The sequence below is a fragment of the Pseudoalteromonas sp. 10-33 genome, assembly GCF_001469195.1.
Lineage (GTDB): Bacteria > Pseudomonadota > Gammaproteobacteria > Enterobacterales > Alteromonadaceae > Pseudoalteromonas.
The window spans coordinates 1-15,462 of record NZ_LOFI01000007.1; the positions used below are offsets into that span (position 1 = coordinate 1).

The following is a 15,462-nucleotide window of genomic DNA, read 5'->3' on the forward strand; positions in this document are numbered from 1 at the left end:
TGGAAGGGCCATCGCTCAACGGATAAAAGGTACTCCGGGGATAACAGGCTGATACCGCCCAAGAGTTCATATCGACGGCGGTGTTTGGCACCTCGATGTCGGCTCATCACATCCTGGGGCTGAAGTCGGTCCCAAGGGTATGGCTGTTCGCCATTTAAAGTGGTACGCGAGCTGGGTTTAGAACGTCGTGAGACAGTTCGGTCCCTATCTGCCGTGGGCGTTTGAGAATTGAGAGGGGTTGCTCCTAGTACGAGAGGACCGGAGTGAACGAACCGCTGGTGTTCGGGTTGTCATGCCAATGGCATTGCCCGGTAGCTACGTTCGGAACTGATAAGCGCTGAAAGCATCTAAGCGCGAAGCAGGCCTCGAGATGAGTTCTCACTAGACTTTTAAAGTCTCTGAAGGGCCGTTGAAGACTACAACGTTGATAGGCAAGATGTGGAAGTGGTGTGAGCCATTAAGCTAACTTGTACTAATTACCCGTGAGGCTTAACCATACAACGCCAAACGCGTTTTGTGTGATAGTTGAACAAGCGAAGAAGTTAATATAACTAAAGTAGATATTACTTAGAAAGACTTAAAAAATATTATCAGATATTTTCCAAATTTATGAGGTGACTCTTAGCGCGTAGCGTTAACGTTGAGGCACCTTACGCAAAGGAAAAATAAGCACTACGTGCTTGTGATTAATCCTTTGCACCTAATTTGCTTGGTGACAATAGCGTTTTGGACCCACCTGACTCCATGCCGAACTCAGTAGTGAAACGAAACAGCGCCGATGATAGTGTAGCATTTGCTATGTGAAAGTAGGACATTACCAGGCTTCAAATTTAGTCGAAGGACTTTAAACTAAATAAAAATAAGAAAATTGAAAAGAATTTTCTTGGTGACAATAGCGTTTTGGACCCACCTGAATCCATGCCGAACTCAGTAGTGAAACGAAACAGCGCCGATGATAGTGTAGCATTTGCTATGTGAAAGTAGGACATTACCAGGATTTAATTAAGAAAACCCGTTACAGTAATGTGACGGGTTTTTTGCTGTCTGGGGTTTAGTAAATAGCCAAGAGCCAAGAGCTCATGCCGAACTCAGTAGTGAAACAAAACAGCTCGAAGACGAGCCCTGCGGAAGGCCGCCCCGACGCCAAGATAGTATCCAATTTGCTATGTGACTCTCCACCGCTGTGGGCACCAAGACATTACCAGGATTTAATTAAGAAAACCCGTTACAGTAATGTGACGGGTTTTTTGCTGTCTGGGGTTTAGTAAATAGCCAAGAGCCAAGAGCTCATGCCGAACTCAGTAGTCAAACAAAACAGCTCGAAGGCGAGCCCCGCGGAAGGCCGCCCTGGCCAACGATAGTATCCCATTTCACTGTGACTCTTCACCGCTGTGGGCACCACGACATTATCAGGATTTAATTAAGAGAAACCCGTTACAGCAATGTAACGGGTTTTTTGCATCTATGCGCGCGTAAACGCACCAACTTAAAGCGTCAAGCCGAGCCTCACTAACGAGGTTAGCGTCTGGTTTTATCCCCAAAATTTAATAAATATTTTTCATTCAACTAAACTAGCTCGTTTAATCAGAGACATGGTAATATTTTCATTTGCCTAAACCTATTTGAGGTGTTAATTGCCTACTACAGATTACCAACATGTATTAAATGAAATCACTCAAGAAGTTGCCCCTTTATTATCTAAGGGAAAAGTAGCCGATTATATCCCTGCACTTGCTGAGGTTGATCCTGAGCAGTTTTCTATTGCTATATATACTACTGAGGGTGACATAATTTGCGCAGGTGATTGTTCGCAGCGCTTTACTATTCAATCAGTATCTAAAGTGATGACATTAACTATGGCGTTACAGCGTTATGGTGATGAACTTTGGAGTAGAGTAGGTAAAGAGCCTTCAGGTACTGCTTTCAACTCGCTTACTCAGCTTGAATTTGAAAAAGGCATACCGCGTAACCCATTTATAAATGCGGGTGCTATTGTTACCTGTGATGCGCTTTATAGCCGTTTGTCTGCACCTATGCACTCTATGCTCGAAACATTCAGGTTGCTATCAGGTAACCGCGGTATTGTGATTGATAAAAAAGTGGCTAACTCTGAGTATGAATTTAGGCACCGTAATGCTGCTATGGCACATTTAATGAAATCATTTGGTAATTTTGAGAATGAAGTTGATGATGTGCTTTGGTCATACTTTAATTTTTGCTCTATTGAGCTTAATTGTGTTGAACTAGCTAAGGCATATAATTTTTTGGCAAATAAAGGTATTGATCAACTCTCTGGTAAGCGTGTTTTAAGTAGTCGTCAAAATAAACAGCTTAATTCATTATTATTTACCAGTGGTCTGTATGATGCTGCAGGCGATTTTGGATATAGAGTGGGTATGCCCGGAAAGTCAGGGGTTTCAGGTACTATTCTTGCGGTATTACCGAATAAATTTACTGTTGCAGTTTATTCGCCAGGATTAAACTCGTTTGGTAACTCAGTCGCGGGGATAGCAGCATTAGAGCTGCTATCTAAAAAGCTCGATATTTCTATTTTTTAGAAAGGTATAGGGAGCTTATTGCTCCCAATAAACTTGCTCTAAACAATCTTCACGCTCAGGCAAACCACGGGATAACCTCGGCGAGTGTTGCACAAGTACCTCATAACTTGCTCTGTTTGCATATTTACTAATTTGTGCAAGAGATGAATATGTAATGGCTTGTTGATCGTGCTTCGCTGAGTTTGCCACATTAAGTTTGTGATAAACATTTGCTGATAAATCATGTAGTACAGCGGCTAGGGCGCAATCGCCTGCACCATTTGTATTTTTGATTGAGTCAGGTCCGCCCATAAAAGGGGCCGTGTGGCTGTAAGCTCTTATAGGTTTTTCGCAATCAGCTTTACGCATAGCGCGTGAAAATTCATAACGGTTAAAGTCTGCAATAGCGCCTGGCAGTAGTGGATATTCAGTTTCACGTTTAAAGCTGTCATCAACGTGGCCTGCCATAAATAACCCTTTCTCACCTGCGGTACATATAACAAGATCCACCCAGTCTAGTGCTTTGTCTGCAGCTAACAGCGGGTCTTCAAACCCTGTAATAGCAAAGCCTTCTTCTTCGTTCATAGCAAGAATGTCTACATGCTTTTCAACAAAGTTTGCCCACCATGCAGGATCTTGCTCTATTAAAAACTTAGTGCCTAGTGTTAGAACAACAGGAACGCCAGCATCATTAGCATATTTAACAGCTTGCATGGTTGCATCTGTCATGGTTTCGTCATCTTGTGTACGCATAAGGTATGCACTAATGACTAAAGCCGATGAGTTTTCTATTAACGATTTATCTATTGATTCTGGACGTAGGTAATTCATTAAACCCGCACTAATTGCAAAGGTGCGTTCGCCCGTTTCATCAATCAGGGTAAAGCAACGGCCAATCGGTCCGTCAACAGGCTGTAAATAATCTAAATCTACACGGCTTGAGGTATTACATAAAAAGCGATATGCGTAGCTTCCTATTTTAATGTTTTCGCTCATTACACCTAATAAAACAGAGCGATCATCGGCAAGCACAGAGTAGTTGTGCATTGTGTTACCAATGGTTCCACCTGCAAATTCATAATCAACCATGTCGTTTAATTTTAAACGATCGTACAGAGCATTTGTTATATCACTATCAATAACCTGTGACATGCCTCTGCGTAGTTGAAACTCATCAAGGAAAGCTTGATCAACTTTTGCTTCGATATCAACAACGATTTGATCGATACCCGTAATATAGCTACGTTGTAATCTATCTGTTGCGTTAAGTTGATTAGTTAGTGGATCTTTGGCTTCCACTGGAAAATAATGTTTATGCCTGCGGCGTCCAGGAAATTTCATTCGCTACCCGTGTTGTGAGCTAAATAAAAAAAGCGTGAGATTATAACGTAAATCAGCGGCAGTGAGCCATTATTAACAGCTAAATAGTGTTTTATTTTTGCAATAAAGTAATCAATGGCACGCTTTAGGGTTTTAACTAGGTATAATTAAAGCATAAAAGGCAACTGAAGAAGAAATAATGAACAAGCCATTTGACGACGCTTATTGGATGGAGCAAGCGCTTTTATATGCAAAACAAGCAGAGTTGCTTAACGAAATTCCCGTTGGTGCTGTTTTAGTAAAAGATAATCAACTTATAGCGGCGGGATACAATCGTTCTATTACAGATAATGACCCTTCAGCTCATGCTGAAATGATTGCTGTGCGAGAAGCCGGTAAAGTGCTAAATAACTATCGGTTAATTGATTGCACCTTATATGTAACACTTGAGCCATGCTCAATGTGTGCAGGTCTGTTAGTACATGGCAGAATAAAGCGTTTAGTCTTCGGCGCCACAGATGCAAAAACCGGCTCAGCAGGTTCTATTATGAACTTACTGCAAGAACCAAGACTTAACCATCAAGTTGAAGTTGTTAAAGGGGTATTAGCTGATGAATGCGGAAACACTATTTCTGAATTTTTCAAACGAAGAAGAGCACAAATTAAAGCAGCCAAAAAAGCTGCTCGTGAAGCTTAAAAATACCTTATCAATTGCCCGCAGGTAGGGTGTCTGATGCTTCCATTTGCTGCATTGCAAACATTCTGCGACGCCATATTATTTTTTTATGTAAACCACGTAACATGATACGACGACGTGTTGCCGTTGAATAAATAACGTTTCTTTTTAATTTTTGCGTGCGTCTACGTTTTAGCATGTGTTCTCCTAATGCGTGAGAGTGAGAAAGGCACAAGGCATATCTTTGTAAATATTAAGATATACAATTATCACACATTAGTGATCATTTCATGACAAGTAAACAGATATTTTAGTTACTCACTGCTTTAGAGTTGTAATCTTTTATAAATACTAAATTTACTACTAATTCATTGAACCGCTATGGCGATTCACTTTGTTTTATATTGCTGTCGCTATTATGCTCTGTAGTGGTATTTTCTTCTGTCATTGCATTGTTTTCATCAAGCCATACCAGTGCGTCGTAGTATCTGCGAATATTATCAACATAATGAACTGCAACGTCACCACGAGCATAGCCATAGCGTGTTTTACGGTAATAACGTTTTTTGATTAATAGCGGTAAACGCTTTTTCACATCGGCCCATTTATCAGGACTTGCCCCTTGTTGCTGGGTGATAATACGCGCGTCGTTTACATGGCCCCAACCAACATTATAAGCCGCTAAAGCAAGCCACGTTCTGTCTGGCTGAGGTATTCTATCAGGAATACGGGTTATTAATTTGCTTAGATACTGAGCACCACCACGAATGTTTTGTTCTGGCTCAAGGCGATTAGTTACACCAACTTGTTTAGCTGTACTGCGTGTAAGCATCATAATACCACGAACCCCCGTTGGTGATTTAGCGCGAGGGTTCCACATCGACTCTTGGTAACTTAATGCAGCGAGTAAACGCCAATCAAGATCTCCTGCGTATTGTTCAAACCATGGCTGATATGTAGGTAACGTTTCTTTTATTGCTTCTATGTAAGCCAATGTATTTACATAGTTAAACTGGCGCACATGACCAAAATATTTTTCTTCGAGTACATAAAGTTGGTTGTTTTGTTTTACTTCACCAAAAAATGGCACGAGCAAGGCGTATAACGAGTCATCTTTTGACTTGCGAAGTATCCACGCTATTGGATCATTACGGCTGACTGAAAAGCCAATACTTAAATTAGGATGATAGCGCCTAAAAAGCGATAAAGTATGCGAATCGGCTAGGGTATAGTCTATTTCACCATCTATAACAGCTTGAAGTAGTTCCTCTTCATCAAACTCTTCACTCTCGGTCCAGGTGAGTGATGGGTTGTTTTTTTGCGCTTTTTGTAGAGTAAGAGAGTGGCTACTTTTGGCTATAACCGTAAAGTTACCCTCCAAATCTTCAAATTTACGAGGACGAACACGACCTTGTTTGTAGACTAGTTTTTGGCTTATTGTTCTGTAGGTAGGGCCATAGCGGTATTGCTGTGCACGCGTTTTATTGTATGTAAGGCCTGAGGCAATTAGGTCTAAGTCACCACTTTCTAAGCGCTCAAACATATCAGATAAATTAAAAAAAGGGACTATTTCCAGTTCAACACCTAAGTAATCGGCAAACGCTTGAGAAAGCTCATATTCAAAGCCTTGCTCGCCTTGTACTGCTTGATAATAATTACTCGCACTTGCCAACGTGCCCACACGTATTTTGTTTTGCTCTTTAATTTGGGCAAGTTGAGTTGGCTGTTCTTGCATATTACATGCACATAACAGCATAACTAAAGTAATGATTGTTATTAGCTTTTCTTTGAACATTGTGTGCCCCTTTAACACGCTAACACCCGTTATAACAAAACTTAACCATTTCGTCACTTTCCTATTTATTTTATTAGTAGGGAAGAGAATAAATAAAGCGTAAGAAGTTAATTTTATGAAAAGCGTAATTTGGAGTTAAATATGATGGCTAATTGGACTATAATGCGTGCCTAAAATATCGTTCAATCCCTAACCCCGGATGAAATTATCTATGTTGATCCTTCGTGGTGCACCAGCACTGTCAGAGTTCAGAGTTAATAAAATTTTAGCGCGTTGCCAGCAATCGCAACTTCCAGTCACTAACGTATATGCCGAATATGCTCATTTTGCCGATTTAACATCGCCTTTGAGTGTTGATGAGCAGACCAAGCTTGAAAAGCTATTAACTTACGGTCCAACTATTGCCGAGCATACCCCAGCTGGCACATTAGTACTTGTTACACCTCGCCCTGGTACCATTTCGCCTTGGGCATCTAAAGCAACCGATATAGCGCATAACTGTGGCCTTAAACAGGTCCACCGTGTAGAGCGCGGTATTGCTTATTATATAGAAGGTGAGCTAAGTGCAGAGCAACTTGGACAAGTAACGGCGTTATTACACGACCGTATGACCGAAGCTACACACACTGAGCTTGAAGCCGCAGCGCAGTTATTCCGTAATGATTCTCCTCGTGAAATGTCATCAGTTGATATTTTAGGTGGTGGTCGCGAAGCGTTAGCTGCCGCAAATGTTGAGCAAGGTTTTGCTCTTGCCGATGACGAAATAGACTACTTAGTAGAGAACTTTAAAAAGCTAGGTCGTAATCCTAACGACATAGAATTGTTTATGTTTGCCCAAGCAAACTCAGAGCATTGTCGTCATAAAATATTTAATGCTGATTGGACAATTGATGGCATTGAACAGCCAAAATCGCTGTTTAAAATGATCAAAAATACCTTTGAGCACAACCCTGAAAATGTACTGTCTGCTTATAAAGATAATGCAGCCGTAATGAAAGGCTCAAAGGCGGGTCGCTTCTTCCCAAATGCGCAAGGTGAATATGCGTATCATCAAGAAGACATAGAAATACTAATGAAAGTAGAAACGCATAACCATCCAACGGCTATTGCACCGTTTTCGGGCGCGGCTACCGGTTCAGGTGGTGAAATTCGTGATGAAGGCGCAACAGGGCGTGGCTCTAAGCCTAAAGCCGGTTTAGTTGGCTTTACGGTTTCTAACTTACGTATACCAGGTTACGAACAACCATGGGAAAGCGACTTTGGCAAGCCTGGTCGTATAGTCAATGCCCTTGATATTATGATGGATGGCCCACTGGGCGGTGCTGCATTTAATAATGAGTTTGGTCGTCCTAATTTATTAGGTTATTTCCGCACGTACGAAGAAAAAGTAACAAGCCACAATGGTGAAGAGGTGCGTGGTTATCACAAGCCTATTATGCTTGCCGGTGGTTTAGGAAATATTCGCTCTGATCATGTTCAAAAAGGCGATATTCCAGTAGGCGCAAAACTTATTGCACTAGGTGGCCCTGCAATGAACATTGGTTTAGGCGGTGGTGCAGCATCAAGCATGGCATCGGGCCAATCAAACGAAGACTTAGACTTTGCTTCTGTTCAACGTGAAAACCCTGAAATGGAACGTCGTTGCCAAGAAGTAATCGACAAATGTTGGCAGTTAGGCGACGAAAACCCAATTGCATTTATTCATGATGTAGGCGCTGGTGGTTTATCAAATGCATTCCCAGAACTGGTAAACGATGGTGGCCGTGGTGGTAAATTCCAACTACGCGATATTCCTAACGATGAGCCAGGCATGGCACCTCATGAAATTTGGTGTAATGAATCGCAAGAGCGCTATGTACTTGCTGTAGCTGTTGAAGACTTTGATCGTTTTGAAGCCATTTGTAAGCGCGAACGCGCACAGTACGCAGTAATTGGTGAAGCCACAGAAGAGCGCCATTTAACCGTAGCAGATAGCCATTTTGATAACAGCCCTGTTGATTTACCGCTAGATGTATTATTAGGTAAAGCGCCTAAAATGCACCGCAATGTAACATCACAGCAAGTAACAGGCACAGCCATTGATGCAAACGCTATTGACGTAGCAGATGCTGCGCAGCGCTTATTACGCTTACCTACAATTGCAGAAAAAACGTTCTTAATTACCATTGGCGACCGCTCAGTTACCGGTTTAGTTGCACGGGATCAAATGGTTGGCCCTTGGCAAGTCCCTGTTGCTAACTGTGCAGTGACCGCGGCAACGTACGATACTTACCACGGTGAAGCTATGTCACTCGGGGAACGTACTCCGGCGGCACTATTAAATTTCGGTGCTTCGGCGCGTTTAGCGGTGGCTGAATCGTTAACTAATATTGCCTGTGCAAACATTGGCAGCCTTGAGAACATTAAGCTATCTGCTAACTGGATGGCCGCAGCGGGTCACCCAGGTGAAGACGCAGGCCTTTACGAAGCCGTAAAAGCGGTTGGCGAAGAGCTTTGCCCTGCACTTGGTTTAACTATACCTGTAGGTAAAGATTCTATGTCGATGAAAACGACATGGAAAAATGAAGACGATAGTGCTGAGCAATCAGTAACGTCGCCGTTATCGCTTATTATTACAGCCTTTGGCCGTGTTGACGATGTACGTAAAACAGTAACGCCACAGTTACGCACTGATAAAGGCGACACATCGCTTATTTTAGTTGATTTAGGTGCTGGCAAAAACCGCATGGGTGCATCAAGCCTTGCACAGGTTTACAAGCAGCTTGGTGATGTTACACCAGATGTAGATAGCCCTGAGTTACTTAAAGGCTTTTATAATGCTATGCAGGCACTTGTAGCAGATAGCAAACTACTTGCTTATCATGACCGTTCAGACGGTGGTTTATTTACTACCGTAACTGAAATGGCATTTGCAGGGCACACAGGTGTAACCGTTGATTTAGCCGGTTTAACAGGCTCAGACTTAGAAGCACTTTATAACGAAGAGCTTGGTGCAGTAATTCAAGTTGCTAACAGCGACTTAGAGGCCGTAAATGCAGTGTTTGAACAACACGGTGTAGCTGCAATTAGTCACGTGATTGGCTCGCTTAATAGCGACGATAGCATTGTATTTAACCGTGGCGAACAAACAGTACTTAATCATACTCGTACTGAATTGCGTACTATTTGGGCTGAAACAACGTACCAAATGCAAGCACGTCGTGATAACCCTGATTGTGCTAAGCAAGAGTTTGATGCCAAGTTTGATGCAAATGATCCAGGCTTAAACGTAAAACTTAACTTTGACTTAAACGAAGATATAGCCGCACCGTACATTGCAACGGGCGCTAAGCCGCAAATGGCTATTTTGCGTGAGCAAGGCGTTAACTCGCACCTAGAAATGGCTGCTGCGTTTAACCGTGCTGGTTTTGCCGCTGTTGATGTACACATGAGCGATATCCTCGAAGGGCGTTTAACACTTGAGCAGTTTAAAGGCTTAGTGGCATGTGGTGGTTTCTCTTACGGTGACGTATTAGGTGCCGGTGAAGGTTGGGCTAAGTCTATATTGTTTAACGATATGGCACGCGATCAGTTCCAAAATTTCTTCCACCGTGAAGACACCTTTAGTTTAGGTGTGTGTAATGGTTGCCAAATGTTATCAACGCTTAAAGAGTTAATTCCAGGTACTGAGCATTGGCCTCGTTTTGTCACTAATAAGTCTGAGCGTTTTGAAGCACGCTTTAGCTTAGTCGAAATACAAGAGAATCCATCTGTGTTCTTCAGTGGTATGGCTGGGTCGCGTATGCCGATTGCTGTATCTCATGGTGAAGGCCATGCTGAGTTTGCAAATGATGCTGCCACTCAAGTTGCGCTTGAAAGCGGCACTGTCGCGGTTAAATTTGTAGATAACTACGGTAACCCTACAACGCAATACCCGGCTAACCCTAATGGTTCACCAGAAGGTATTACCGGTATTACTTCTACTGATGGTCGTGCCACTGTAATGATGCCGCACCCTGAGCGTGTATTCCGCGCTGTTGCTAACTCGTGGCACCCTGATGAGTGGCAAGAAGATAGCCCGTGGATGCGCATGTTCCGCAACGCACGTAAAAATGTAGGCTAGTGATCACAATCACCCCCTATACAAGCTAGATTCATAATCTAGCTGTAAAATAAAAAAGGCTGCCTGTGCAGCCTTTTTTGATTGCGTAGATTTAAAATTACGGTAGTTTGTTAGGTATGAAGCTTATTAAGGATAGTATGTTAAAGCGCATTGGTTTAATTGTTGGGACTGTATTACTAAGCTTAATATTGCTTGGTTATGTATTTCGTTTGCCATTATTACAATGGACTGTAGCGCCTGCGCTTGAAAAAGCGGGCATTACTTTAAGTTGTTTAGACTTTTCGCTTACCAGCAAGCTAAATGTGCATGTACAAAAAGCGTGCTTGAGTTACCAAAACCAAGAGCTTGTTGTTACAGGTATTACCGCAAATACTCGCCATGTTGAAATTAAGCATGCGGCGCTTAATGTCAATCCACTTCCTCAAAGTAATAAAGCAAGTAGCCCTGCAACAATTTTAGATTTAGCCCTTCCCGAAAAAAGGCCAACAATTACAGTTGAGCAACTAAGTATAAACAGTGAGTTTTTAAATCAGCCTTTAATGCTAAACATTAACGAGCCAAAGCTTAACCAGTTTGTAGTTAGTGGTGATTTAAGTGCCAGCGCAACGCTTTACAATAATAAGGTACAGGGGCTGCTTAAAGTTAGTGATGAATTGCTTAAACAATTACTTAAAACCGATAACGCGTTATTTAGTGGCCTTAGGTTTAATACATCGCAAGCATTTAGCTTTAATGGGATAGAGGGAAGCTCCACTGGGAGTTTGCAGGCGCGGTATGACTATAAATTAAAAAACTGCGACATTAGTAATAATACTAAAGGGGTGCTAAGCACTGCGTATAATTTAAATACCCAAAAGCTTTCACTTGACCCAAGCAAGCTTAAAAATAACGTAATGCTTAGTAATAATTGCCAATCTCTTATTCCTGAAGGTGATTACAAGGCCTTTGCAGTTAAGCAACTTCCCCTTAATTGGCACTGGGCTTTACCTAAACCAATAAGCCTAGTAGATAATAACTTAACCTTGCCGTTAATAACGCTTACAAGCGATGAGCAAACAGAGCAAGACATAGACATAACCTTTACAGATACGTTCGTTAATACTGCTACAGCGTTGCAAAGTGCGCGCACGCAGCTTAAAGCGCAGCTACGCACTAATGATATAAAGGCTGTAGTGCTAAATACGCAGCTTGAAAACGCACAACTAAGTGGTAATTACGATTTTGCGCTTACCGCTTTGCCTGAATTTTTACCGGCTGAGGTTAATAATGTAAAAGCCCACGGCGACTTTACACTTACTCAACTTATTGACTCTAAACCCATAGGTAAAGTAAGTACTACATTTAGCTTTAATAAAGCCGTTGCTTATGGCACTACTATTAACGATTACACAGGTAAACTAATGGCAAATATGAGTGAAAAGCTCGATGCAAACGTGGTTTTGAAAAGCGAGTTTAAAAGCGCTCAATACGATGAGTATAAGCTCACTGGTATCAACAATACCCTCAGTGCAAAGGCAAACTTAGGCGTGGGTGAGTTATTTGCTCATTTATCAGCGAATACTCAAATAAGTACACTGACAAGCCCGAGCATTGATTTAGAAAATATAAACGTAGATTCAAAAGGCTTGCAAAGCCGAGCGCTTAAAGCGTCTCATCATGTATTTGTAAACGGTATAGAGCTTGTGGCTAATCACCATATTTCTAAAGTAGAACACCCGTTTGAAGTAATAGTCCCGCAGCAAAATGTACTTTTGCTAAATTCAATTGTTAGCCAATTTGAGCCGTTAGCTCAACTCACTCAAGGCGAGTTTGGTGGGCGTATTAGTGGCGATGTTAACTTACAAAAAGCTAATTTTAATTTAACTATTGATGATACCAGTGCGCTTTATAACGATTACTTAGCTAACCAGTTTAGTGCGCAACTTAGTGGGCAATATGATTCAGGGCAGCTTAATGTTGAGCCTACTACCTTTAACCTCAATGAATTAAGAGCTGGCGCAGTAGTTAATAATATCAACGGTAAAATAAAAGTGGTTAACAATAGCGCGCAAGTATTTGATATAAGCGGTAATGTGTTTGATGGGGTTTTTGAATTAGATAAATACACGCTTTTAAAATCGCAGCAAACAGCTAATGTTACTTTTAAAGATATTGATGCGAGTAAGCTTATTACCCTTGATGACAAGTCGGGAATTACCTTAACGGGCCGATTAAAAGGGTGGCTGCCACTTCATTTTAGTGACAGTGGCGTAGAGGTTACAAACGGCAGCTTATTAAACCAAGGTGAAGGTAAGCTTATTATTAACAATAACGAAGCGTTTGACGCTGTTATTCAACAGCAACAAGAATTACAACCTGTACTGGGCTTACTTAAAAACCTTGATATACAAAAACTTAATAGTACAGTGGCACTTAAAAGTGATGGTTGGTTAAATTTAGGTGTTAACTTACAAGGCTTTAATGCGCCACAACAGCAGCAAGTTAATTTTAACTATAACCACGAAGAAAACGTGTTTACGCTACTTAGAGCGCTAAGATTAAGTGACGAAATAACACAAAAAGTTGAGCAGCAATATTCTCAAAAAGGAAACTAATGATGAAAAATTCGTTAAGCATTAAGGCAATCATAGCCTTTGCTGCTATTAGCGCTTTAAGCGCATGTACTCACAGAGTAGAGGTGGCAGCGAAAGAGCCAATAACTATCAATCTAAATGTAAAAGTAGATCACGAAATTCGAGTAAAAGTAGATAAAGAACTCGATACCCTGTTCAGTGACGACAGTGAATTATTTTAGGAGCTAAATGATGACTATAAAAAATAAATTAAGTATTGCCACTCTAGTAAGTTCGGTATGTTTGTCGTTTTCGGCGTGGGCGATTAGTTTAGATGATGCTAAAAGCCAAGGGTTAGTGGGTGAGAACAATTCGGGTTATTTAGGCTTAGTAGTACAAAATAGCGAAGCTAAAGCTGTTGTTGAAGAAATTAACGCAAAGCGTAAAGCTCAGTATTTAAAACTAGCTAAAAAGAACAATTTATCGCTCGCCCAAGTAGAAGCACTCGCAGCGGCTAAAACAATCGAAAAAACCCAAAGTGGTCATTATGTTGAAGTAAATGGCAGCTGGGTTAAAAAGTAATATTGAATTTGATACCTAAAAACCGAACGGTTATGCGATCGGTTTTTTTATACCTTCTAAAAGCTGCTGCCAAAAGTCGATGCCTTTGCGCCTTGCAAGTTTTATATTGTGCTCAGGGATAGATTCTGGCTCGTTATAGTTATCAAGTGCTTCGCTCATACTTAGTTCGCGAATTAAATGCAGTGTAGGGTAGGGTGATCTGTTTGTGTAATTTGCGGCATCATCTTCATCGCTGTCGGCAAAAACGTAGTCAGGGTGGAAATTAGCAATTTGATATTTACCTTCAAAGCCTTGTGCAACCAGTAGCGCATTGGCTAAATCAACTAAATCTAAAAAGTCTTCAAAATCACTAAAGCCGTTATCAAACAATATTAATGTGGTTTCGCGCTCTGGATTTTGATCAAGCTGAGTGCATTGCTCAAGCATATCCATTACCGCATCATCAATTTTTACTGCTGGGCTAAGCACATAATGAATGCAGTTGTTCTCAACTTCTTTGCGGGCAAATGGGCAAAAGTTATATTTTACAATAACCGACGATACCCACTCACGGGTTTGAGTAATAGCTAAATTGGTCATGCTTGTGGCTCTAAATACTGATTAATTATGGTTAATGTTTTTTTAATGGCGCCTTGGTTTTTTAATACGCACTGCTGCGCTTTATTCCCTAAAGTTTGGCAGGCTTTAGTGTTTTGGCTTAAATTAATTAACTGTGTAGCAAGCTCATCAGTGTTTTCAACAACCACAGCCCCCTTTAACTTTATAAGTTCAGGGTAGATATGGTCAAAGTTATACGTATGTGGACCAGTTATAACACCAACTGAAAAAGCTGCAGATTCAAGTGGGTTATGCCCGCCGCGGCGAATTAAACTACCGCCTACATAACTTACATTACCAGCGCCATATAAACATTGTAGCTCGCCAAGTGTATCGGCCAATAGTACGTGCTCGTTTTGGTAGTTATTGTTGCTTCGAAGGCTAAAGCTAAGTGGGCTTTGAGCTAACGTGTCGGCCACTTTATCAAATTGCTCAGGGTGTCGAGGGGCAATAACTAAAAGTGCATTTGGGTACTTTTTTAATAGTTGCTGGTGGGCATTTAATATCATTTCGTGCTCAAGTGGGTGAGTCGAGCCTGCCACCCATACAAAACGCTCTTGAGTTTTATACACGGCTTTAAGATTTGCCACTTTAGTCAGTTGTTCGTCGGTTGGCGTAATGTCGAACTTTATTGAGCCTGTAACATGGCTTTTTGCAGAAGGTAAACCAAGTTCAATAAAACGCTTCGCATCATTTTCATTATGGCTTGCGAGCACTGAAATTGAACGCATAATTATATGCGTTAACCCTGCCACCTTCTTATACCCTTGCTGCGACTTTTCGCTTAGTCGAGCATTAAGTACCAGTACCGGAATGTTCTTTTTATGGCTTATTGCCATTAAGTTTGGCCAAAGCTCGGTTTCTAATATGCATAGTGCTTGTGGGTTTATACGTTTTAAAAATCGGGCGGTCGAAAACGCAAAGTCCATAGGTAAATAACTACACGCCACGGTATTTTTAAACTGATTAATTATTTGCTCGCGCCCTGTAGGGGTATTGCAGGTAATAAGTATATTAAGCTGGGGGTGTTGTTTTTGCAGCGCTTTAATAAGTGGTGCAGCTGCAAGCACCTCACCTACAGAGGCGCAGTGCACAACTAACGGTTTGCCTTTACTTGTAAATAAGCTTTTGCTCACAAAGCCAAAACGCTCTTTAAAGTGTGCTCGGTAGCCTTTGTTTTTTTTACCTCTTAATACATATAAGTAAAATACAATCAGCGGGCTAATTAAAATTAAAGCGAATGAGTAAAAAATGCGTGCCATACTGAACTTTTATTGAGGTAAGTCCCCTTAGTTTAACGC

General features: G+C 41.4%; 11 protein-coding genes and 3 rRNA genes. 9 read left to right on the plus strand and 5 right to left on the minus strand.

Features of this window, described 5'->3' with window-relative positions:
* The 4 genes from ATS76_RS06400 to glsB all read left to right on the plus strand — a co-directional run.
* Positions 1-497, plus strand: a 23S ribosomal RNA gene (locus ATS76_RS06400); the annotation flags it as partial.
* A 211-nt stretch (positions 498-708) separates the two neighbouring features.
* A 5S ribosomal RNA gene (rrf, locus tag ATS76_RS06405) occupies positions 709-823 on the plus strand.
* Positions 824-882: 59 nt separating this feature from the next.
* Positions 883-997: ribosomal RNA gene (rrf, locus tag ATS76_RS06410) — 5S ribosomal RNA — on the plus strand.
* Positions 998-1,634: 637 nt separating this feature from the next.
* The gene (gene glsB / locus ATS76_RS06415) at positions 1,635-2,558 is read left to right on the plus strand and encodes a glutaminase B (protein WP_058551500.1); all 924 of its coding nucleotides are present in this window, start codon (positions 1,635-1,637) and stop codon (positions 2,556-2,558) included.
* Between the two features lie 15 nt (positions 2,559-2,573).
* On the opposite strand, the gene ATS76_RS06420 is transcribed toward glsB, so the two are convergent.
* Positions 2,574-3,878, minus strand: a complete 1,305-nt coding sequence (locus ATS76_RS06420; RefSeq protein WP_006791599.1) for an inosine/guanosine kinase — start codon at positions 3,876-3,878, stop codon at positions 2,574-2,576.
* Between the two features lie 178 nt (positions 3,879-4,056).
* On the opposite strand from ATS76_RS06420, the gene tadA reads away from it, so the two are divergent.
* Positions 4,057-4,554, plus strand: coding sequence for a tRNA adenosine(34) deaminase TadA (gene tadA, locus ATS76_RS06425; RefSeq protein ID WP_058551501.1), 498 nt, complete (start codon positions 4,057-4,059; stop codon positions 4,552-4,554).
* A 10-nt stretch (positions 4,555-4,564) separates the two neighbouring features.
* On the opposite strand, the gene ATS76_RS19270 is transcribed toward tadA, so the two are convergent.
* A complete protein-coding gene (locus tag ATS76_RS19270; protein ID WP_201023493.1) occupies positions 4,565-4,732 on the minus strand; it encodes a hypothetical protein in 168 nt (55 codons plus the stop codon).
* Positions 4,733-4,912: 180 nt separating this feature from the next.
* On the minus strand, positions 4,913-6,328 hold the full coding sequence (mltF, locus tag ATS76_RS06430) for a membrane-bound lytic murein transglycosylase MltF (protein WP_058551502.1): 1,416 nt from the start codon (positions 6,326-6,328) through the stop codon (positions 4,913-4,915).
* Between the two features lie 211 nt (positions 6,329-6,539).
* Between mltF and purL the strand changes: the two genes are divergently transcribed.
* The 4 genes from purL to ATS76_RS06450 all read left to right on the plus strand — a co-directional run bounded on the left by purL (position 6,540) and on the right by ATS76_RS06450 (position 13,564).
* A complete protein-coding gene (gene purL / locus ATS76_RS06435) occupies positions 6,540-10,430 on the plus strand; it encodes a phosphoribosylformylglycinamidine synthase (RefSeq protein WP_058551559.1) in 3,891 nt (1,296 codons plus the stop codon).
* 137 nt (positions 10,431-10,567) lie between these two features.
* Positions 10,568-13,024 (plus strand): YdbH domain-containing protein, encoded by a 2,457-nt coding sequence (locus ATS76_RS06440; RefSeq protein WP_058551503.1) that lies wholly within the window; start codon positions 10,568-10,570, stop codon positions 13,022-13,024.
* Positions 13,025-13,026: 2 nt separating this feature from the next.
* Entirely contained in the window at positions 13,027-13,224 is a 198-nt protein-coding gene (locus tag ATS76_RS06445) for a YnbE family lipoprotein (RefSeq protein WP_033025578.1), read from the plus strand.
* A 10-nt stretch (positions 13,225-13,234) separates the two neighbouring features.
* On the plus strand, positions 13,235-13,564 hold the full coding sequence (locus ATS76_RS06450; RefSeq protein ID WP_058551504.1) for a YdbL family protein: 330 nt from the start codon (positions 13,235-13,237) through the stop codon (positions 13,562-13,564).
* 30 nt (positions 13,565-13,594) lie between these two features.
* Here the strand turns inward: ATS76_RS06450 and ATS76_RS06455 are convergent, their stop codons facing one another.
* Complete coding sequence (locus tag ATS76_RS06455; protein ID WP_058551505.1) at positions 13,595-14,143, minus strand: DUF1415 domain-containing protein; 549 nt, start codon at positions 14,141-14,143, stop codon at positions 13,595-13,597.
* On the minus strand, positions 14,140-15,423 hold the full coding sequence (gene waaA / locus ATS76_RS06460; RefSeq protein WP_058551506.1) for a lipid IV(A) 3-deoxy-D-manno-octulosonic acid transferase: 1,284 nt from the start codon (positions 15,421-15,423) through the stop codon (positions 14,140-14,142). Before waaA ends, ATS76_RS06455 begins: the two co-directional genes overlap by 4 nt.
* Positions 15,424-15,462: the final 39 nt, after the last annotated feature.

Coding starts and splice junctions, on each gene's coding strand:
- ATS76_RS06420 (WP_006791599.1), bottom strand. CDS start 3,878: ATGAAATTTCCTGGACGCCGCAGGCATAAACATTATTTTCCAGTGGAA.
- tadA (WP_058551501.1), top strand. CDS start 4,057: ATGAACAAGCCATTTGACGACGCTTATTGGATGGAGCAAGCGCTTTTA.
- ATS76_RS19270 (WP_201023493.1), bottom strand. CDS start 4,732: ATGCTAAAACGTAGACGCACGCAAAAATTAAAAAGAAACGTTATTTAT.
- mltF (WP_058551502.1), bottom strand. CDS start 6,328: ATGTTCAAAGAAAAGCTAATAACAATCATTACTTTAGTTATGCTGTTA.
- purL (WP_058551559.1), top strand. CDS start 6,540: ATGTTGATCCTTCGTGGTGCACCAGCACTGTCAGAGTTCAGAGTTAAT.
- ATS76_RS06440 (WP_058551503.1), top strand. CDS start 10,568: ATGTTAAAGCGCATTGGTTTAATTGTTGGGACTGTATTACTAAGCTTA.
- ATS76_RS06445 (WP_033025578.1), top strand. CDS start 13,027: ATGAAAAATTCGTTAAGCATTAAGGCAATCATAGCCTTTGCTGCTATT.
- ATS76_RS06450 (WP_058551504.1), top strand. CDS start 13,235: ATGACTATAAAAAATAAATTAAGTATTGCCACTCTAGTAAGTTCGGTA.
- ATS76_RS06455 (WP_058551505.1), bottom strand. CDS start 14,143: ATGACCAATTTAGCTATTACTCAAACCCGTGAGTGGGTATCGTCGGTT.
- waaA (WP_058551506.1), bottom strand. CDS start 15,423: ATGGCACGCATTTTTTACTCATTCGCTTTAATTTTAATTAGCCCGCTG.